General features: G+C 39.8%; 4 protein-coding genes (1 of these 4 cut by a window edge). 3 read left to right on the forward strand and 1 reads right to left on the reverse strand.

The window, feature by feature from the left end; translation table 11 throughout:
• The 3 genes in view from I5168_RS06005 to I5168_RS06015 are tightly spaced (at most 54 nt apart) and all read left to right on the forward strand, a layout consistent with a single transcriptional unit that may run on beyond the window.
• Positions 1-13,329, forward strand: the 3' portion of a protein-coding gene (locus I5168_RS06005; protein ID WP_431472691.1) for an SdrD B-like domain-containing protein. It extends 14,010 nt beyond the left edge of the window; the window shows 13,329 of its 27,339 coding nt (coding positions 14,011-27,339); the start codon falls outside the window, past its left edge; it ends in the stop codon at positions 13,327-13,329.
• Positions 13,330-13,383: 54 nt separating this feature from the next.
• Positions 13,384-14,319 (forward strand): PorP/SprF family type IX secretion system membrane protein, encoded by a 936-nt coding sequence (locus I5168_RS06010; RefSeq protein ID WP_105019606.1) that lies wholly within the window; start codon positions 13,384-13,386, stop codon positions 14,317-14,319.
• A gap of 12 nt (positions 14,320-14,331) precedes the next feature.
• Positions 14,332-16,332 carry an OmpA family protein gene (locus I5168_RS06015; RefSeq protein WP_431472692.1) on the forward strand — a complete coding sequence of 667 codons (2,001 nt, stop codon included), beginning with the start codon at positions 14,332-14,334 and terminating at the stop codon, positions 16,330-16,332.
• A 69-nt stretch (positions 16,333-16,401) separates the two neighbouring features.
• Here the strand turns inward: I5168_RS06015 and I5168_RS06020 are convergent, their stop codons facing one another.
• Positions 16,402-18,003, reverse strand: a complete 1,602-nt coding sequence (locus I5168_RS06020) for a peptide chain release factor 3 (protein WP_431472693.1) — start codon at positions 18,001-18,003, stop codon at positions 16,402-16,404.
• Positions 18,004-18,548 lie beyond the last annotated feature (545 nt).

An 18,548-nucleotide genomic window follows, 5' to 3' on the forward strand; every position in this document is an offset into this window, starting at 1 on the left:
GATGAAGACGGTAACGTACAAACCGTAACAACGGATGCCAATGGAGACTATAGTGCTACCGTAGTAGCTGCAGGCGATGCTATCGTAGACATCGACAATGCTGATTTACCAGCCGGAGCGAATCAAACAGAAGGAACCGATCCAACGACAGTAACGGTAGTAGCCGGAACTACAGTAACAGAGGAGAACAACGGATACAACGTACCGGGAACAGTAGAAGGAACAGTTTATAATGATATAAACGGAAACGGTACTCAAGATGCAGGCGAGCCAGGTTTACCAGGAGTAGACGTAGTGATTACCGATGAAGACGGTAACGTACAAACCGTAACAACGGATGCCAATGGAGACTATAGTGCTACCGTAGTAGCTGCAGGCGATGCTATCGTAGACATCGACAATGCTGATTTACCAGCCGGAGCGAATCAAACAGAAGGAACCGATCCAACGACAGTAACGGTAGTAGCCGGAACTACAGTAACAGAGGAGAACAACGGATTCAACGTACCAGGAACAGTAGAAGGAACAGTTTATAATGATATAAACGGAAACGGGACACAAGATGCAGGTGAGCCAGGTTTACCAGGAGTAGACGTAGTGATTACCGATGAAGATGGTAACGTACAAACCGTAACTACGGATGCCAATGGAGACTATAGTGCTACCGTAGTAGCTGCAGGCGATGCTACCGTAGACATCGACGATGCAGACCTACCAGTAGGTTTTGTACAAACAGAAGGAACCGATCCAACGACGGTAACGGTAGTAGCCGGAACTACAGTAACAGAGGAGAACAACGGATACAACGTACCAGGAATAGTAGAAGGAACAGTTTATAATGATATAAACGGAAACGGGACACAAGATGCAGGCGAGCCAGGTTTACCAGGAGTAGACGTAGTGATTACCGATGAAGACGGTAACGTACAAACCGTAACTACGGATGCCAATGGAGACTATAGTGCTACCGTAGTAGCTGCAGGCGATGCTACCGTAGACATCGACGATGCAGACCTGCCAGTAGGTTTTGTACAAACAGAAGGAACCGATCCAACGACAGTAACGGTAATAGCCGGAACTACAATAACAGAGGAGAACAACGGATACTTTATAGTTGATTCAAATCTTGCCCTTGAAAAAACTAGCGGAGGCGTAGTTGATACTAATGGTAATGGTATTACCGATGCTGGAGACACTATCACATATAGCTTTACCGTAATTAACAATGGTAATGTTCAAGTCGAGAACTTGGTTATTAACGATAATACAATTGGATTAATTAATGCTATTGTAACACCGTCTACGTTACTACCTGGACAAACAGGAACTATAGTAGATCAGGTTTACACCTTAACGGCTTCGGATATTGCTGCAGGTGTAGTAATCAACACCGCAGTTGTTGATGGTGATTCGATAGATCCTAATGGTGATCCAGCAGGTCCTGTTAGCGATGATAGTGATGACCCTAATAATCCAGCAAACGTTAACCCAGATGCTGACACTGATCCTGATGATCCTACCATAACTAATTTAACGGCAGGCGGTATCTTAAATGGTGTTGTATTTGATGATGAAAACGGTAATGGTGTTCAGGATGCAGGCGAACTTGGAATAGGAGGAGTTACAATCGATATAACTAACTCGGATGGTACAACACAGCAAGTTATTACTAATCCTGATGGTAGTTGGTCGGTTGTTGTTCCAGCAGGAGTTACCACTTCAAATATTGATGAGACGACCCTACCAAATGGAACAGAGGTTCAAACAGCTGGTACTGATCCTACAACAACTAATGTTGCAGCAGGTACAAGTGTAGGCGAACCTGCAGATGGTTTCCAAACACCAGAACCTAACTTAAGCTTAGATAAGGTTGCTAGCGCTGTCGCAGATGTTAATGGAAATGGATTTATTGATGCAGGTGATACAATTACATATTCCTTTACTGTTACTAATAATGGAAATGTACAAGTCCAGAATATTGTAATTGATGATGCAATTATTGGTGTATCAGGATTAGTGATTACTCCTTCTGTGTTAAATGCAGGTGACGTTAGTAATGTTGTAACTACAAACTACACGTTAACAACAAGTGATATAATAAACGGTAGCATAATAAACACGGCAACTGCTACTGGTGAGGCTTTGGATTCAAATGGTACGAGTCTAGGAAATGTTTCCGATGACTCTGATGATCCTAACGATCTTACTGGTCAAGACATAGATAGTGACGGTGATGAAGAGGACCCTACATTCGTAGATTTGAGCTCTCCTAATCTCGCTTTCGCGAAAGCGGACTCATATACCGATAGTAATGGTAACGGTATAGCAGATGTCGGTGATATTGTTACTTATTCATTTACAGTTCAGAATACTGGAAACACTGTTGTGACAAATGCAAGTATTAATGATACAACAATTGGAGTGACTAATTTACCAGTAGTACCAGCTACCTTGAATCCAGGTGATATAGGGACTGCATCTTTTGATTATTCACTTACAGCAAGTGATATTGCCAATGGACAAATAATTAACTCGGCAACTGTTACTGCTCAAACTACAGATTCTCAAGGAAATGTATTACCTAATGTTTCTGATGTTTCAGATGATCCTGATGATCTTACAAATGTAGATACTGATTCTGACGGAGATTTTGAAGACCCAACTATTTTCAATATTCCTCAGAATGGAATCTTAAACGGATTAGTCTTTGAGGACTTAAACGGAGATGGAGTGCAGAATGCAGGTGAGCCAGGCTTAGGCGGTGTAGATGTAGTAATTACAGATTCAAACGGAGTTGTACAAGTAGTTACAACTCAGCCAGACGGAAGTTGGTCAGTGGTAGTTCCATCAGGAGATACGACAACCGATATAGACGAGTCTACATTACCAGCAGGCACTGATATTCAGACAGCCGGAACAGATCCAACGACTACAACAGTAGGATCAGGATCAAATGTAACAGAGCCAGCTGATGGATTCTTTACAGCAGAAGCAAACTTATCGTTAGAGAAAGTAAGCGGAGGAGTAGTAGATGCTAATGGGAATGGTATTACAGATGCAGGAGACACGATTACCTACAGCTTTACAGTGACCAATAATGGTAACGTATTAGTAGAGAATGCAGTAATCAGTGATGCCTTACTAGGTTTAGTAAATGAGCCAGTAGTTCCAAGTACATTAGCTCCAGGCGCAGTAGGAAGTATAGCAGATCAGGTTTATACATTAACGGCAGCAGATATAGCAAACGGAAGTGTAACCAATACAGCGGTATCAGAAGCAGACGCTATAGATCCAAATGGAGATCCATTAGGACCTGTGAGCGATGATAGTGATGATCCAAACAATGTGAATGATGTAGATCCAGACGCAGATGGCGACCCAGATGATCCAACGGTGACACCTTTAGATCAGAATGGAATCTTAAACGGATTAGTCTTTGAGGACTTAAACGGAGATGGAGTACAGAATGCAGGTGAGCCAGGTTTAGGTGGTGTAGATGTAGTAATTACAGATTCAAACGGAGTTGTACAAGTAGTTACAACTCAGCCAGACGGAAGTTGGTCAGTGGTAGTTCCATCAGGAGATACGACAACCGATATAGACGAGTCTACATTACCAGCAGGCACTGATATTCAGACAGCCGGAACAGATCCAACGACTACAACAGTAGGATCAGGATCAAATGTAACAGAGCCAGCTGATGGATTCTTTACAGCAGAAGCAAACTTATCGTTAGAGAAAGTAAGCGGAGGAGTAGTAGACGCTAATGGGAATGGTATTACAGATGCAGGAGACACGATTACCTACAGTTTTACAGTGACCAATAATGGTAACGTATTAGTAGAGAATGCAGTAATCAGTGATGCCTTACTAGGTTTAGTAAATGAGCCAGTAGTTCCAAGTACATTAGCTCCAGGCGCAGTAGGAAGTATAGCAGATCAGGTTTACACGTTAACGGCAGCAGATATAGCAAACGGAAGTGTAACCAATACAGCGGTATCAGAAGCAGACGCTATAGATCCAAATGGAGATCCATTAGGACCTGTGAGCGATGACAGTGATGATCCAAACAATGTGAATGATGTAGATCCAGACGCAGATGGAGATCCAGATGATCCAACGGTGACACCTTTAGATCAGAATGGAATCTTAAACGGATTAGTCTTTGAGGACTTAAACGGAGATGGAGTACAGAATGCAGGCGAGCCAGGCTTAGGCGGTGTAGATGTAGTAGTTACAGATTCAAACGGAGTTGTACAAGTAGTTACAACTCAGCCAGACGGAAGTTGGTCAGTGGTAGTTCCATCAGGAGATACGACAACCAATATAGATGAGTCTACATTACCAGCAGGCACTGATATTCAGACAGCCGGAACAGATCCAACGACTACAACAGTAGGATCAGGATCAAATGTAACCGAGCCAGCTGATGGATTCTTTACAGCAGAAGCAAACTTATCGTTAGAGAAAGTAAGCGGAGGAGTAGTAGATGCTAATGGGAATGGTATTACAGATGCAGGAGACACGATTACCTACAGCTTTACAGTGATCAATAATGGTAACGTATTAGTAGAGAATGCAGTAATCAGTGATGCCTTACTAGGTTTAGTAAATGAGCCAGTAGTTCCAAGTACATTAGCTCCAGGCGCAGTAGGAAGTATAGCAGATCAGGTTTACACGTTAACGGCAGCAGATATAGCAAACGGAAGTGTAACCAATACAGCGGTATCAGAAGCAGACGCTATAGATCCAAATGGAGATCCATTAGGACCTGTGAGCGATGATAGTGATGATCCAAACAATGTGAATGATGTAGATCCAGACGCAGATGGCGATCCAGATGATCCAACGGTGACACCTTTAGATCAGAATGGAATCTTAAACGGATTAGTCTTTGAGGACTTAAACGGAGATGGAGTACAGGATGCAGGCGAGCCAGGCTTAGGCGGTGTAGATGTAGTAGTTACAGATTCAAACGGAGTTGTACAAGTAGTTACAACTCAGCCAGACGGAAGTTGGTCAGTGGTAGTTCCATCAGGAGATACGACAACCGATATAGATGAGTCTACATTACCAGCAGGCACTGATATTCAGACAGCCGGAACAGATCCAACGACTACAACAGTAGGATCAGGATCAAATGTAACCGAGCCAGCTGATGGATTCTTTACAGCAGAAGCAAACTTATCGTTAGAGAAAGTAAGCGGAGGAGTAGTAGACGCTAATGGGAATGGTATTACAGATGCAGGAGACACGATTACCTACAGCTTTACAGTGACCAATAATGGTAACGTATTAGTAGAGAATGCAGTAATCAGTGATGCCTTACTAGGTTTAGTAAATGAGCCAGTAGTTCCAAGTACATTAGCTCCAGGCGCAGTAGGAAGTATAGCAGATCAGGTTTACACGTTAACGGCAGCAGATATAGCAAACGGAAGTGTAACCAATACAGCGGTATCAGAAGCAGACGCTATAGATCCAAATGGAGATCCATTAGGACCTGTGAGCGATGATAGTGATGATCCAAACAATGTGAATGATGTAGATCCAGACGCAGATGGCGACCCAGATGATCCAACGGTGACACCTTTAGATCAGAATGGAATCTTAAACGGATTAGTCTTTGAGGACTTAAACGGAAATGGAGTACAGGATGCAGGCGAGCCAGGCTTAGGTGGTGTAGATGTAGTAGTTACAGATTCAAACGGAGTTGTACAAGTAGTTACAACTCAGCCAGACGGAAGTTGGTCAGTGGTAGTTCCATCAGGAGATACGACAACCAATATAGATGAGTCTACATTACCAGCAGGAACTGATATTCAGACAGCCGGAACAGATCCAACGACTACAACAGTAGGATCAGGATCAAATGTAACCGAGCCAGCTGATGGATTCTTTACAGCAGAAGCAAACTTATCGTTAGAGAAAGTAAGCGGAGGAGTAGTAGATGCTAATGGGAATGGTATTACAGATGCAGGAGACACGATTACCTACAGCTTTACAGTGACCAATAATGGTAACGTATTAGTAGAGAATGCAGTAATCAGTGATGCCTTACTAGGTTTAGTAAATGAGCCAGTAGTTCCAAGTACATTAGCTCCAGGCGCAGTAGGAAGTATAGCAGATCAGGTTTACACATTAACGGCAGCAGATATAGCAAACGGAAGTGTAACCAATACAGCGGTATCAGAAGCAGACGCTATAGATCCAAATGGAGATCCATTAGGACCTGTGAGCGATGATAGTGATGATCCAAACAATGTGAATGATGTAGATCCAGACGCAGATGGCGACCCAGATGATCCAACGGTGACACCTTTAGATCAGAATGGAATCTTAAACGGATTAGTCTTTGAGGACTTAAACGGAGATGGAGTACAGAATGCAGGTGAGCCAGGTTTAGGCGGTGTAGATGTAGTAATTACAGATTCAAACGGAGTTGTACAAGTAGTTACAACTCAGCCAGACGGAAGTTGGTCAGTGGTAGTTCCATCAGGAGATACGACAACCGATATAGACGAGTCTACATTACCAACAGGAACTGATATTCAGACAGCCGGAACAGATCCAACGACTACAACAGTAGGATCAGGATCAAATGTAACAGAGCCAGCTGATGGATTCTTTACAGCAGAAGCAAACTTATCGTTAGAGAAAGTAAGCGGAGGAGTAGTAGACGCTAATGGGAATGGTATTACAGATGCAGGAGACACGATTACCTACAGCTTTACAGTGACCAATAATGGTAACGTATTAGTAGAGAATGCAGTAATCAGTGATGCCTTACTAGGTTTAGTAAATGAGCCAGTAGTTCCAAGTACATTAGCTCCAGGCGCAGTAGGAAGTATAGCAGATCAGGTTTACACGTTAACGGCAGCAGATATAGCAAACGGAAGTGTAACCAATACAGCGGTATCAGAAGCAGACGCTATAGATCCAAATGGAGATCCATTAGGACCTGTGAGCGATGATAGTGATGATCCAAACAATGTGAATGATGTAGATCCAGACGCAGATGGCGACCCAGATGATCCAACGGTGACACCTTTAGATCAGAATGGAATCTTAAACGGATTAGTCTTTGAGGACTTAAACGGAAATGGAGTACAGGATGCAGGCGAGCCAGGCTTAGGTGGTGTAGATGTAGTAGTTACAGATTCAAACGGAGTTGTACAAGTAGTTACAACTCAGCCAGACGGAAGTTGGTCAGTGGTAGTTCCATCAGGAGATACGACAACCAATATAGATGAGTCTACATTACCAGCAGGCACTGATATTCAGACAGCCGGAACAGATCCAACGACTACAACAGTAGGATCAGGATCAAATGTAACCGAGCCAGCTGATGGATTCTTTACAGCAGAAGCAAACCTATCGTTAGAGAAAGTAAGCGGAGGAGTAGTAGATGCTAATGGGAATGGTATTACAGATGCAGGAGACACGATTACCTACAGCTTTACAGTGACCAATAATGGTAATGTATTAGTAGAGAATGCAGTAATCAGTGATGCCTTACTAGGTTTAGTAAATGAGCCAGTAGTTCCAAGTACATTAGCTCCAGGCGCAGTAGGAAGTATAGCAGATCAGGTTTACACATTAACGGCAGCAGATATAGCAAACGGAAGTGTAACCAATACAGCGGTATCAGAAGCAGACGCTATAGATCCAAATGGAGATCCATTAGGACCTGTGAGCGATGATAGTGATGATCCAAACAATGTGAATGATGTAGATCCAGACGCAGATGGAGATCCAGATGATCCAACGGTGACACCTTTAGATCAGAATGGAATCTTAAACGGATTAGTCTTTGAGGACTTAAACGGAGATGGAGTACAGAATGCAGGTGAGCCAGGCTTAGGCGGTGTAGATGTAGTAGTTACAGATTCAAACGGAGTTGTACAAGTAGTTACAACTCAGCCAGACGGAAGTTGGTCAGTGGTAGTTCCATCAGGAGATACGACAACCAATATAGATGAGTCTACATTACCAGCAGGCACTGATATTCAGACAGCCGGAACAGATCCAACGACTACAACAGTAGGATCAGGATCAAATGTAACCGAGCCAGCTGATGGATTCTTTACAGCAGAAGCAAACTTATCGTTAGAGAAAGTAAGCGGAGGAGTAGTAGATGCTAATGGGAATGGTATTACAGATGCAGGAGACACGATTACCTACAGCTTTACAGTGACCAATAATGGTAACGTATTAGTAGAGAATGCAGTAATCAGTGATGCCTTACTAGGTTTAGTAAATGAGCCAGTAGTTCCAAGTACATTAGCTCCAGGCGCAGTAGGAAGTATAGCAGATCAGGTTTACACGTTAACGGCAGCAGATATAGCAAACGGAAGTGTAACCAATACAGCGGTATCAGAAGCAGACGCTATAGATCCAAATGGAGATCCATTAGGACCTGTGAGCGATGATAGTGATGATCCAAACAATGTGAATGATGTAGATCCAGACGCAGATGGCGACCCAGATGATCCAACGGTGACACCTTTAGATCAGAATGGAATCTTAAACGGATTAGTCTTTGAGGACTTAAACGGAGATGGAGTACAGAATGCAGGTGAGCCAGGTTTAGGTGGTGTAGATGTAGTAATTACAGATTCAAACGGAGTTGTACAAGTAGTTACAACTCAGCCAGACGGAAGTTGGTCAGTGGTAGTTCCATCAGGAGATACGACAACCGATATAGATGAGTCTACATTACCAACAGGAACTGATATTCAGACAGCCGGAACAGATCCAACGACTACAACAGTAGGATCAGGATCAAATGTAACAGAGCCAGCTGATGGATTCTTTACAGCAGAAGCAAACTTATCGTTAGAGAAAGTAAGCGGAGGAGTAGTAGATGCTAATGGGAATGGTATTACAGATGCAGGAGACACGATTACCTACAGCTTTACAGTGACCAATAATGGTAATGTATTAGTAGAGAATGCAGTAATCAGTGATGCCTTACTAGGTTTAGTAAATGAGCCAGTAGTTCCAAGTACATTAGCTCCAGGCGCAGTAGGAAGTATAGCAGATCAGGTTTACACATTAACGGCAGCAGATATAGCAAACGGAAGTGTAACCAATACAGCGGTATCAGAAGCAGACGCTATAGATCCAAATGGAGATCCATTAGGACCTGTGAGCGATGATAGTGATGATCCAAACAATGTGAATGATGTAGATCCAGACGCAGATGGCGACCCAGATGATCCAACGGTGACACCTTTAGATCAGAATGGAATCTTAAACGGATTAGTCTTTGAGGACTTAAACGGAGATGGAGTACAGGATGCAGGTGAGCCAGGTTTAGGTGGTGTAGATGTAGTAATTACAGATTCAAACGGAGTTGTACAAGTAGTTACAACTCAGCCAGACGGAAGTTGGTCAGTGGTAGTTCCATCAGGAGATACGACAACCGATATAGATGAGTCTACATTACCAGCAGGCACTGATATTCAGACAGCCGGAACAGATCCAACGACTACAACAGTAGGATCAGGATCAAATGTAACAGAGCCAGCTGATGGATTCTTTACAGCAGAAGCAAACCTATCGTTAGAGAAAGTAAGCGGAGGAGTAGTAGATGCTAATGGGAATGGTATTACAGATGCAGGAGACACGATTACCTACAGCTTTACAGTGACCAATAATGGTAATGTATTAGTAGAGAATGCAGTAATCAGTGATGCCTTACTAGGTTTAGTAAATGAGCCAGTAGTTCCAAGTACATTAGCTCCAGGCGCAGTAGGAAGTATAGCAGATCAGGTTTACACATTAACGGCAGCAGATATAGCAAACGGAAGTGTAACCAATACAGCGGTATCAGAAGCAGACGCTATAGATCCAAATGGAGATCCATTAGGACCTGTGAGCGATGATAGTGATGATCCAAACAATGTGAATGATGTAGATCCAGACGCAGATGGAGATCCAGATGATCCAACGGTGACACCTTTAGATCAGAATGGAATCTTAAACGGATTAGTCTTTGAGGACTTAAATGGAGATGGAGTACAGAATGCAGGTGAGCCAGGCTTAGGTGGTGTAGATGTAGTAGTTACAGATTCAAACGGAGTTGTACAAGTAGTTACAACTCAGCCAGACGGAAGTTGGTCAGTGGTAGTTCCATCAGGAGATACGACTATAGATGTTACTGATCCAACAGGTGCAGTATTAACAACAGTGGGAAGTGATCCTGAAACAGTTACTGTTGTGGCTGGTACAACTAATAATAGTACAGATGATGGATATCAAGGTCAAGGAACTGTAACAGGATTTGTGTTTGAAGACATAAATAATGATGGGTTATATGATCCAACTGTTGATAATTTATTCCCTGCCGGTACACTAGTTAATTTGACTGATATTAATGGAGTTGTAACTACAGTAACAGTAGATGCTACTGGTAACTGGACGGCTACAGTCCCTTCTGGAGATTATAATGTGGACGTAGTTGATCCATCAGGTTATATTTTATCTACCATCGGATCAGATCCAGAGAGTATAACGGTAGTGACTAATACAACTGTGACAACTACAGATGATGGATTTATACTTGAAACAGGTTCCATACAAGGGCACGTGTATAACGATTTAAATAACAACGGTGTGCAAGATCCTGGTGAACCAGATCTTGCAGGTGTAAATGTCATCGTAACTGATAGTTTAGGAAATACCCAAATTGTCGTGACTGATAGTAATGGTGATTATACAGTTACAGTAACCGGAGGACAGGATGTTACTATTGATATAGATGAAGCTACATTACCTGCCGGAGCTATTTTAAGTGAAGGTACAGATCCAACTACAGTAACTGTGATTTCTGGTACTACTGTATTTGAGGAAAATAATGGTTATTATATCCCAGGAGTAGTTACAGGTCACTTGTATGAAGATTTAAATGGTAATGGAGTACAGGATGCCGGTGAACCAGATTTAGTTGGTGTAGATGTGGTAATTACTGATAGTAATGGTAACATACAAATTGTTACTACTGATGTTAATGGAGATTATTCTGCATTGATTTTAACACCTGGTAATGTGGTTGTAGATATTGATGACAATACGCTACCATTAGGTTTTGTACAAACAGAAGGTACTGATCCTACAACCGTTGTTGTAACATCAGGTAGTACTGTTTTCGAAGAGAACAACGGTTTCAATATACCATCTGTAATTACAGGTCATCTTTATGATGACGTTAATGGTAACGGCGTGCAAGATCCAGGAGAACCAGATTTAGCAGGAGTAACTGTGATAATAACAAATTCTTTAGGTATGGTGCAGACTGTAGTTACTGATGTTAACGGTGATTATACAGTAAATGTCTCTGCTCCTGGAGCGACAATTATAGATATTGATGAAACTACTTTACCAGTAGGAGCTGTTCAAACAGAAGGAACAGATCCTACAACGGTAATAGCTGTTTCAGGAGTAACAGTATTTGAAGAAAACAATGGTTTCAATGTTCCAGGAACTGTGTCTGGTACTATCTATGATGATGTCAATGGTAATGGAGTTCAAGATCCAGGTGAGCCTGGATTATCAGGTGTCACAGTAGTCATTACAGATTCACTAGGTAATATAGTTACAGTGGTTACAGATGCAAATGGAAATTACACAGCAGTAGTTTCGGCACCTGGTAATGCTACAGTAGATATAGATGAAGCAACACTACCGGTAGGTGCCATTCAAACACAAGGAACCGATCCAACTGTTGTAACCGTAGTTTCTGGCATTGATACGTTTGAAGAAAATAATGGTTATAATACACCAGCAACCGTAACAGGTCACTTATATGAAGACCTAAATGGTAATGGAGTTCAAGATCCAGGAGAGCCAGATCTTGCAGGAGTAACTGTAGTTATAACTGATTCTGATGGAAATATTCAAACTGTAATTACAGATAATAATGGAGATTATACTGCAACAATTGTAGTGCCTGGAGATGTTGTGATTGATATTGATGAAACTACGTTACCTGCAGGTGCAACCCTTACAGAAGGAACAGATCCTACAACCGTAACAGTAATAGCAGGTGCGACAGTGTTTGAAGAAAATAATGGTTTCAATATTCCAGGGACTATTTCAGGACACGTTTATCTAGATTCAAATGGAAATGGAATTCAAGATCCTGGAGAACCTGATCTTGCAGGAGTAAGTGTAATTATAACCGATTCTGAAGGGAATACTCAAACTGTAATTACAGATGCAAATGGTGATTATGTGGCTACCGTGATAGCAGCAGGAGATGCTATTGTAGATATAGATGAAACAACATTGCCAAATAGTGCATCACAAACAGAAGGGACAGATCCTACAACTGTAACAGTAATTTCAGGTGTAGATGTGTTTGAAGAGAACAATGGTTACAACTATCCAGATAATGATGGAGATGGAATACCAGATGTTGATGATATTGATGATGACAATGATGGTATTATTGATATTCTTGAAGGTAATGGTGATAGCGATGGAGACGGAATTCCAGACTGGTTTGATTTAGACAGTGATGGAGATGGTATTCCTGATAATGTTGAAGGTCAATCAACAGCTGGGTATGTCGAGCCTTCTGGAGTTGATTCTGATGGAAATGGATTAGATGATGCGTATGAAAATACACCAGGATCTGGAGAGGGAATTATGCCAATAGATTTTGATGGTGATGGACTTCCTGATTATCTAGATGAAGATTCTGACGATGATGGAGTTCCTGATAGTACAGAAGGATTTGATTACGATAATGATGGTCAGCCAGATGTTACGCCTTCAGGAAATGATGCAGATAATGATGGTCTTGATGATGCGTTTGATAGCACACCTAATGGTGGTTATGACGATGCAAATGGAGCATTTGTGGACAGTGATCCTCGCAATGATCTTAATAATACAGATGGGGATGAGGAGCCAGATTATAGAGATTTAGATGATGATAACGATGATATTATTACAGGTCCAGATTTAATAAATGGAGACTTTGATAATGATGGAATCCCAGATTATCTAGATTCAGACCCAAGAAAAATTAAGATATTTAATGGAGTTACACCAGATGGTGATGGACGTAACGATTTCTTCATCATTCAAGGAATCGAGAATTTTGAAAACACAGTTAGTATTTTCAACCGTTGGGGTGTAGAGGTTTATAATACTGAGAACTATAACAATGGTAACCGTGCATTTAGAGGTATATCAGAAGGTAGAGTGACAGTAGCACAAGGCGAGAAATTACCAGAAGGAACATACTTCTACGTAATTGAGTACATCAATGATCAGAATGAGACAGTTCAATTAGCTGGCTATCTTTATATTAACAGATAAATCATTCAAGCCTTGATTTAGGTCAAGGCTTGATTTTTTTTATAACTTACAAGCATGAAAAAATTAATAGTTGTCTTTGTTTTTTTCGCTTTCGCGAAAGCGTTAACAGCTCAACAGGATCCACAGTACAGTCAGTATATGTATAATCCGATAGTTATAAATCCGGCCTATGCTGGTAATCGCGGTGTAGCGAGTATAGTTGGATTACATCGTAGTCAATGGGTTGGATTGGATGGAGCACCACGCACACAAACCTTGTCGTTTCATACTCCTATTGCCAATAGTAGAGTAGGGTTAGGTTTGAGTGTTGTGAATGACGAAATAGGACCAGCTGATGAGACCTATGTAGCGGCAGATTTTAGTTATACGATTCCCGTAGGAGACGAGGCAAGATTAAGCTTTGGACTTAAGGGAGGAATCCACGTGTTAAACGTTGATTTTAATAAGCTAAATATTTTTGATCCAGGAGATCCTAGATTGAGTGAGAATGTAGACAATAGATTGTCACCTACTGTGGGATTAGGACTGTATTATCATACGGAGAGGTTTTACGTAGGATTGAGTTCGCCTAATTTATTACAGACGGATCATTTTGATGAAGATAACGACACGAGTTCAGCCACGTTTATAGCAGAGGAGCGTATACACTTATTTGGAACCGTGGGATATGTTTTTGATTTAAATGATAACATTAAGTTCAAGCCAGCTGGACTAGTAAAGATGGTACAAGGAGCACCTTTACAGGTTGACTTAACGGCAAATTTCTTATTCAACGAGAAGTTCACAGTAGGAGCGGCCTATAGGTGGAGTGCTGCTGTTACTGGATTAGTAGGATTTCAAATAAGTGATCAAATGATGATAGGATTTGCCTATGATCGCGAGACTACAGAATTAGGTAATGCGATATACAACGACGGTAGTTATGAATTATTCTTGCGATTTGAATTGTTCAACAGCTACGATAGAATTATCACACCAAGATTCTTTTAATAAAATAGTATCATGAAATTAAAATATATATCTACACTTTTATTGGTGACATTTATTCTGAATTTTTCATATGCACAGAAAAAGTCAGATTTAGAGAAAGCAAATAAAAAGTATGATCAATTAGCTTTTTTTGAAGCTCAAAAGCTTTATAAAAAACTATTTGAAGATGGTTACGAATCACCAGAGATTTTATCAAAACTTGCCGATGCTTATTACTTTAATGACGAGTTAGAAAAATCCAATAAATATTATACACTACTTTTTGAAAAATACAAAGAGTCAGTAAAACCAGAGTATTATTTTAGACATGCTCAAACTTTAAAAGCTACTGGTCAGTATCAGAAAGCAGATGAATTGATGGCCACTTTTAATTCCTTCAAGGGATTTGATTCAAGAGCCAAAAAATATTCTGACGAGCCTAATTATCTGCAAATCATTGATTTTCAGTCAGGAAGATTTATTATAAAAAATGCAGAGGATGTTAATAGTTATTCCAGTGATTTTGGTACGGCTTATTACGGTGCCAAAGATAAAGTAGTGTTTGCCACATCTAGAGATACTTCTTCATTGATAAATAGAAGACATACATGGAGTGGACAGGCTTTTTTAGAGCTCTATGAAGCTGATGAAACAAATGCTGGAGAATTAAGAAATGCCAAGGAATTTAAAGGGGTTCTTAATACAAGGTTCCATGAAAGTACACCTACATTTACTAAGGATGGTAGTACTGTATACTTTACACGTAATAACTACTCCGAAGGTGTTGCAAGACAAGATATTGATGGGGTTAACAGACTTAAAATATACAAGTCGGTTAAAAAGGGAAAAAGATGGTCACAACCTGTTGAGCTACCTTTTAATAGCGATGAATACTCTACAGCACATCCAGCATTAAGTCCAGATGAGACTAAGTTGTATTTTTCTAGTGATATGCCAGGATCAGTTGGTTATGACATGAGAGAAAAATTTGGTAAGTCTGATTTATGGGTAGTTGATATTTTAGAAGATGGTAATTACAGTGAACCTCGCAATTTGGAAAATGTCAATACAGAAGGTAGAGAAAGTTTTCCTTTTGTAAGTAGCAATAATACACTGTATTTCGCAAGTACTGGTCATCAAGGATTAGGAGGATTAGATGTATTTGCAAGTTCCATCAAACCAGATGGATCTGTATCTAATGTGGTAAATATAGGTAGTCCTATAAACACGCAATATGATGATTTCTCATTTATAATAAATGACGGTAGTAAGCGAGGATACTTCAGTAGTAATAGACCAGGAGGAATCGGAGATGACGATATTTATAGTTTCATTCAAACGGAAGAGATGCGTAAAGAATGTGAGCACCTTCTTTCTGGTACAGTAACTGATAAAAATACAGGAGCTCCTATAGATGGTGCATTAGTAACCGTTCTTGATGCTAATAATAATGTTGTAGGAGACGTGATTACTAAGGCTAATGGGAAATTTGTATTTAAATTAGAGTGTGATAAACAATATTTCCTACGAGGTGAAAAACGAGAATATGGTACCGACGAGGATTTGTTTACAACACCTTCTCAAACAGATTATAGTGATATACCGCTGGAATTGTCTAAAAATAAACAAGCGCTAGCAGATTGTGATGATATAGCACCTTTATTAAACATAAAACAAATCTACTTTGATTTTGACAAGTCTAATATAAGACCAGATGCGGCTGCAGAATTGACAAAGATTAAAGCATTCATGGAACTATATCCACAGATAGCTGTTGAAATTAGGTCTCACACAGATAGTCGTGCGCCAGATGATTACAACGATGCTTTAAGTGATCGTAGAGCGCGAAGTACTCGTCAGTGGTTGATCGATAATGGTATCGATGCGTCCAGATTAACAGCCAAAGGTTATGGAGAGCGTCAATTACTTAATAAGTGCTCAAATGGAGTTGAATGTACTCCAGAGGAACATCAACTTAATCGTAGATCAGAGTTTATAATTTCTGGTCTAGGTAAGATTTCCAATTGTAATTAATAAAAAAGAGGTTCTTCAAGAACCTCTTTCTTTTTTTATAATAACGCTTTCGCGAAAGCGTAGCAAAGATTATACAGCTATGGATTCAAATTCCGATACGAAGTGAAATTTGATACTAGGGTATTTTTGTTGCGTCATTTGAAGAGAGAAAGCACTATCTGCTAGAAATACCAATTGACCTTGTTTATCTTTAGCTAAGAACTTGGACTTAACTCTTTTAAAATCTAAAAACTCCTCACTTTTCCAATCTTTGGTATCCACCCAGCAAGCTTTGTGCACGTTAAGGTTCTCATAGGAACATTTTGCTCCATATTCATGTTCCAGTCTATATTGAATTACTTCAAATTGCAGGGCGCCAACAGTACCAATAACTTTACGACCATTTAGTTCTAGAGTAAATAATTGCGCTACACCTTCATCCATTAATTGATCAATACCCTTAGCAAGCTGTTTTGCTTTCATAGGATCGGCATTATTAATGTATCTAAAATGTTCTGGTGAGAATGAAGGAATTCCCTTATAATGTAGGATCTCACCACTAGTTAAAGTGTCACCGATTTTAAAATTTCCCGTGTCGTGAAGACCTACAATATCTCCTGGGTACGATATGTCAACAATTTCTTTCTTTTCTGCAAAGAATGCATTAGGGCTGGAGAATTTTAAGTTTTTATCTAACCTAACATGTTTATAAGGTTTGTTCCGTTCAAAAGTCCCGCTTACAATTTTCACAAAAGCCAGTCTGTCTCTGTGTGTAGGGTCCATATTCGCGTGTATCTTGAAAACGAATCCACTAAAATCTTTTTCTTTAGGATTTACTAATCGTTCCTCAGCATTTTTAGGTCTAGGAGTAGGGGCTATTTTAATGAATGCGTCTAGCAGCTCTTTTACGCCAAAATTATGTAGTGCACTACCATAAAATACGGGTTGCAATTTACCGTCTAGGTAATCTTTCTCATTAAATTCTGGATAGATACCTTCTACCATTTCAAGTTCTTCTCGTAATGTTTGAGCGCTTTCAGTTCCAATTAGGTTGTCTAATGCCGTATCATTTAAATCGTCTATGGAAGTAGTTTTATTAATGTCTTTAGAAGACTCTCCAGTAAACAATCTTATGTTTTTTTCAAAAAGATTATAAATTCCTTTAAGATCATATCCCATTCCTATTGGAAAACTCAATGGTGTCACTGTGAGTTGTAACTTTTGCTCAATTTCATCTAGTAGGTCAAAGGCATCTTTTCCTTCCCTATCCATTTTATTGATGAATACAATCATAGGAATGTTACGCATTCTACAAACCTCTACAAGTTTTTCAGTTTGCTCTTCCACACCTTTTGCAACGTCTACTACGACTATGACACTATCAACAGCTGTTAAAGTTCTAAAAGTGTCCTCGGCAAAATCTTTATGCCCAGGCGTATCTAGTATGTTTATCTTTATACCATTGTATTCAAAAGCTAAAACAGATGTTGCTACAGAAATTCCTCGTTGGCGCTCTATCTCCATAAAGTCACTAGTAGCGCCTTTTTTTATTTTATTACTTTTAACAGCACCTGCTTCTTGTATGGCACCACCAAATAAAAGGAGTTTTTCGGTAAGTGTTGTTTTACCTGCATCTGGGTGAGATATAATACCAAAGGTGCGGCGTCTATTAATTTCGGATATAAAACTCATAATTTATGTTGGAAATTGAGGGCAAAAATAGTCAATTATTTTAGTAATTCTGTCTGTTCTTTTGGGGTTTGTAATCTTAAAATTATATTGAAAATTCTAGTTATGTAGACCACATGATAATCAGAGTAAAAAGATAATTCAAGAAATGAGTATATTAATTTTATAGTTTACTTATTTTATCAGATTAGCGGTGTGATAATATAGCTCAAAGTAAGTTCAAGATGTTCTTTTTTATTTGGTGATTTTAAATATTCAATAAAATTTAAACAATCGATATTGTATGAAATTAACTATTTTCGATTTTAATCGATTTTATCAGTTTTTAATCGAGTAAATAAATATTAGAAAAATTCTTACAATTTATAATCACTAATTTTTATTATTTTTGAAATGTTAAATGTTGGTTAAATTAATGAATTGGCTACAATAAGTTATTTAGCTAACCAAAGCTATTAATTAATATCCATTGTATACTGCTTATTAGATTAAGCTTATATAATGTATTCCCCTTTAGACATGAGACTAACAGGTTTATTTTTTTACAT

The sequence above is a fragment of the Nonlabens sp. SCSIO 43208 genome, from assembly GCF_050703575.1.
Classification (GTDB): Bacteria; Bacteroidota; Bacteroidia; order Flavobacteriales; family Flavobacteriaceae; genus Nonlabens; species Nonlabens tegetincola.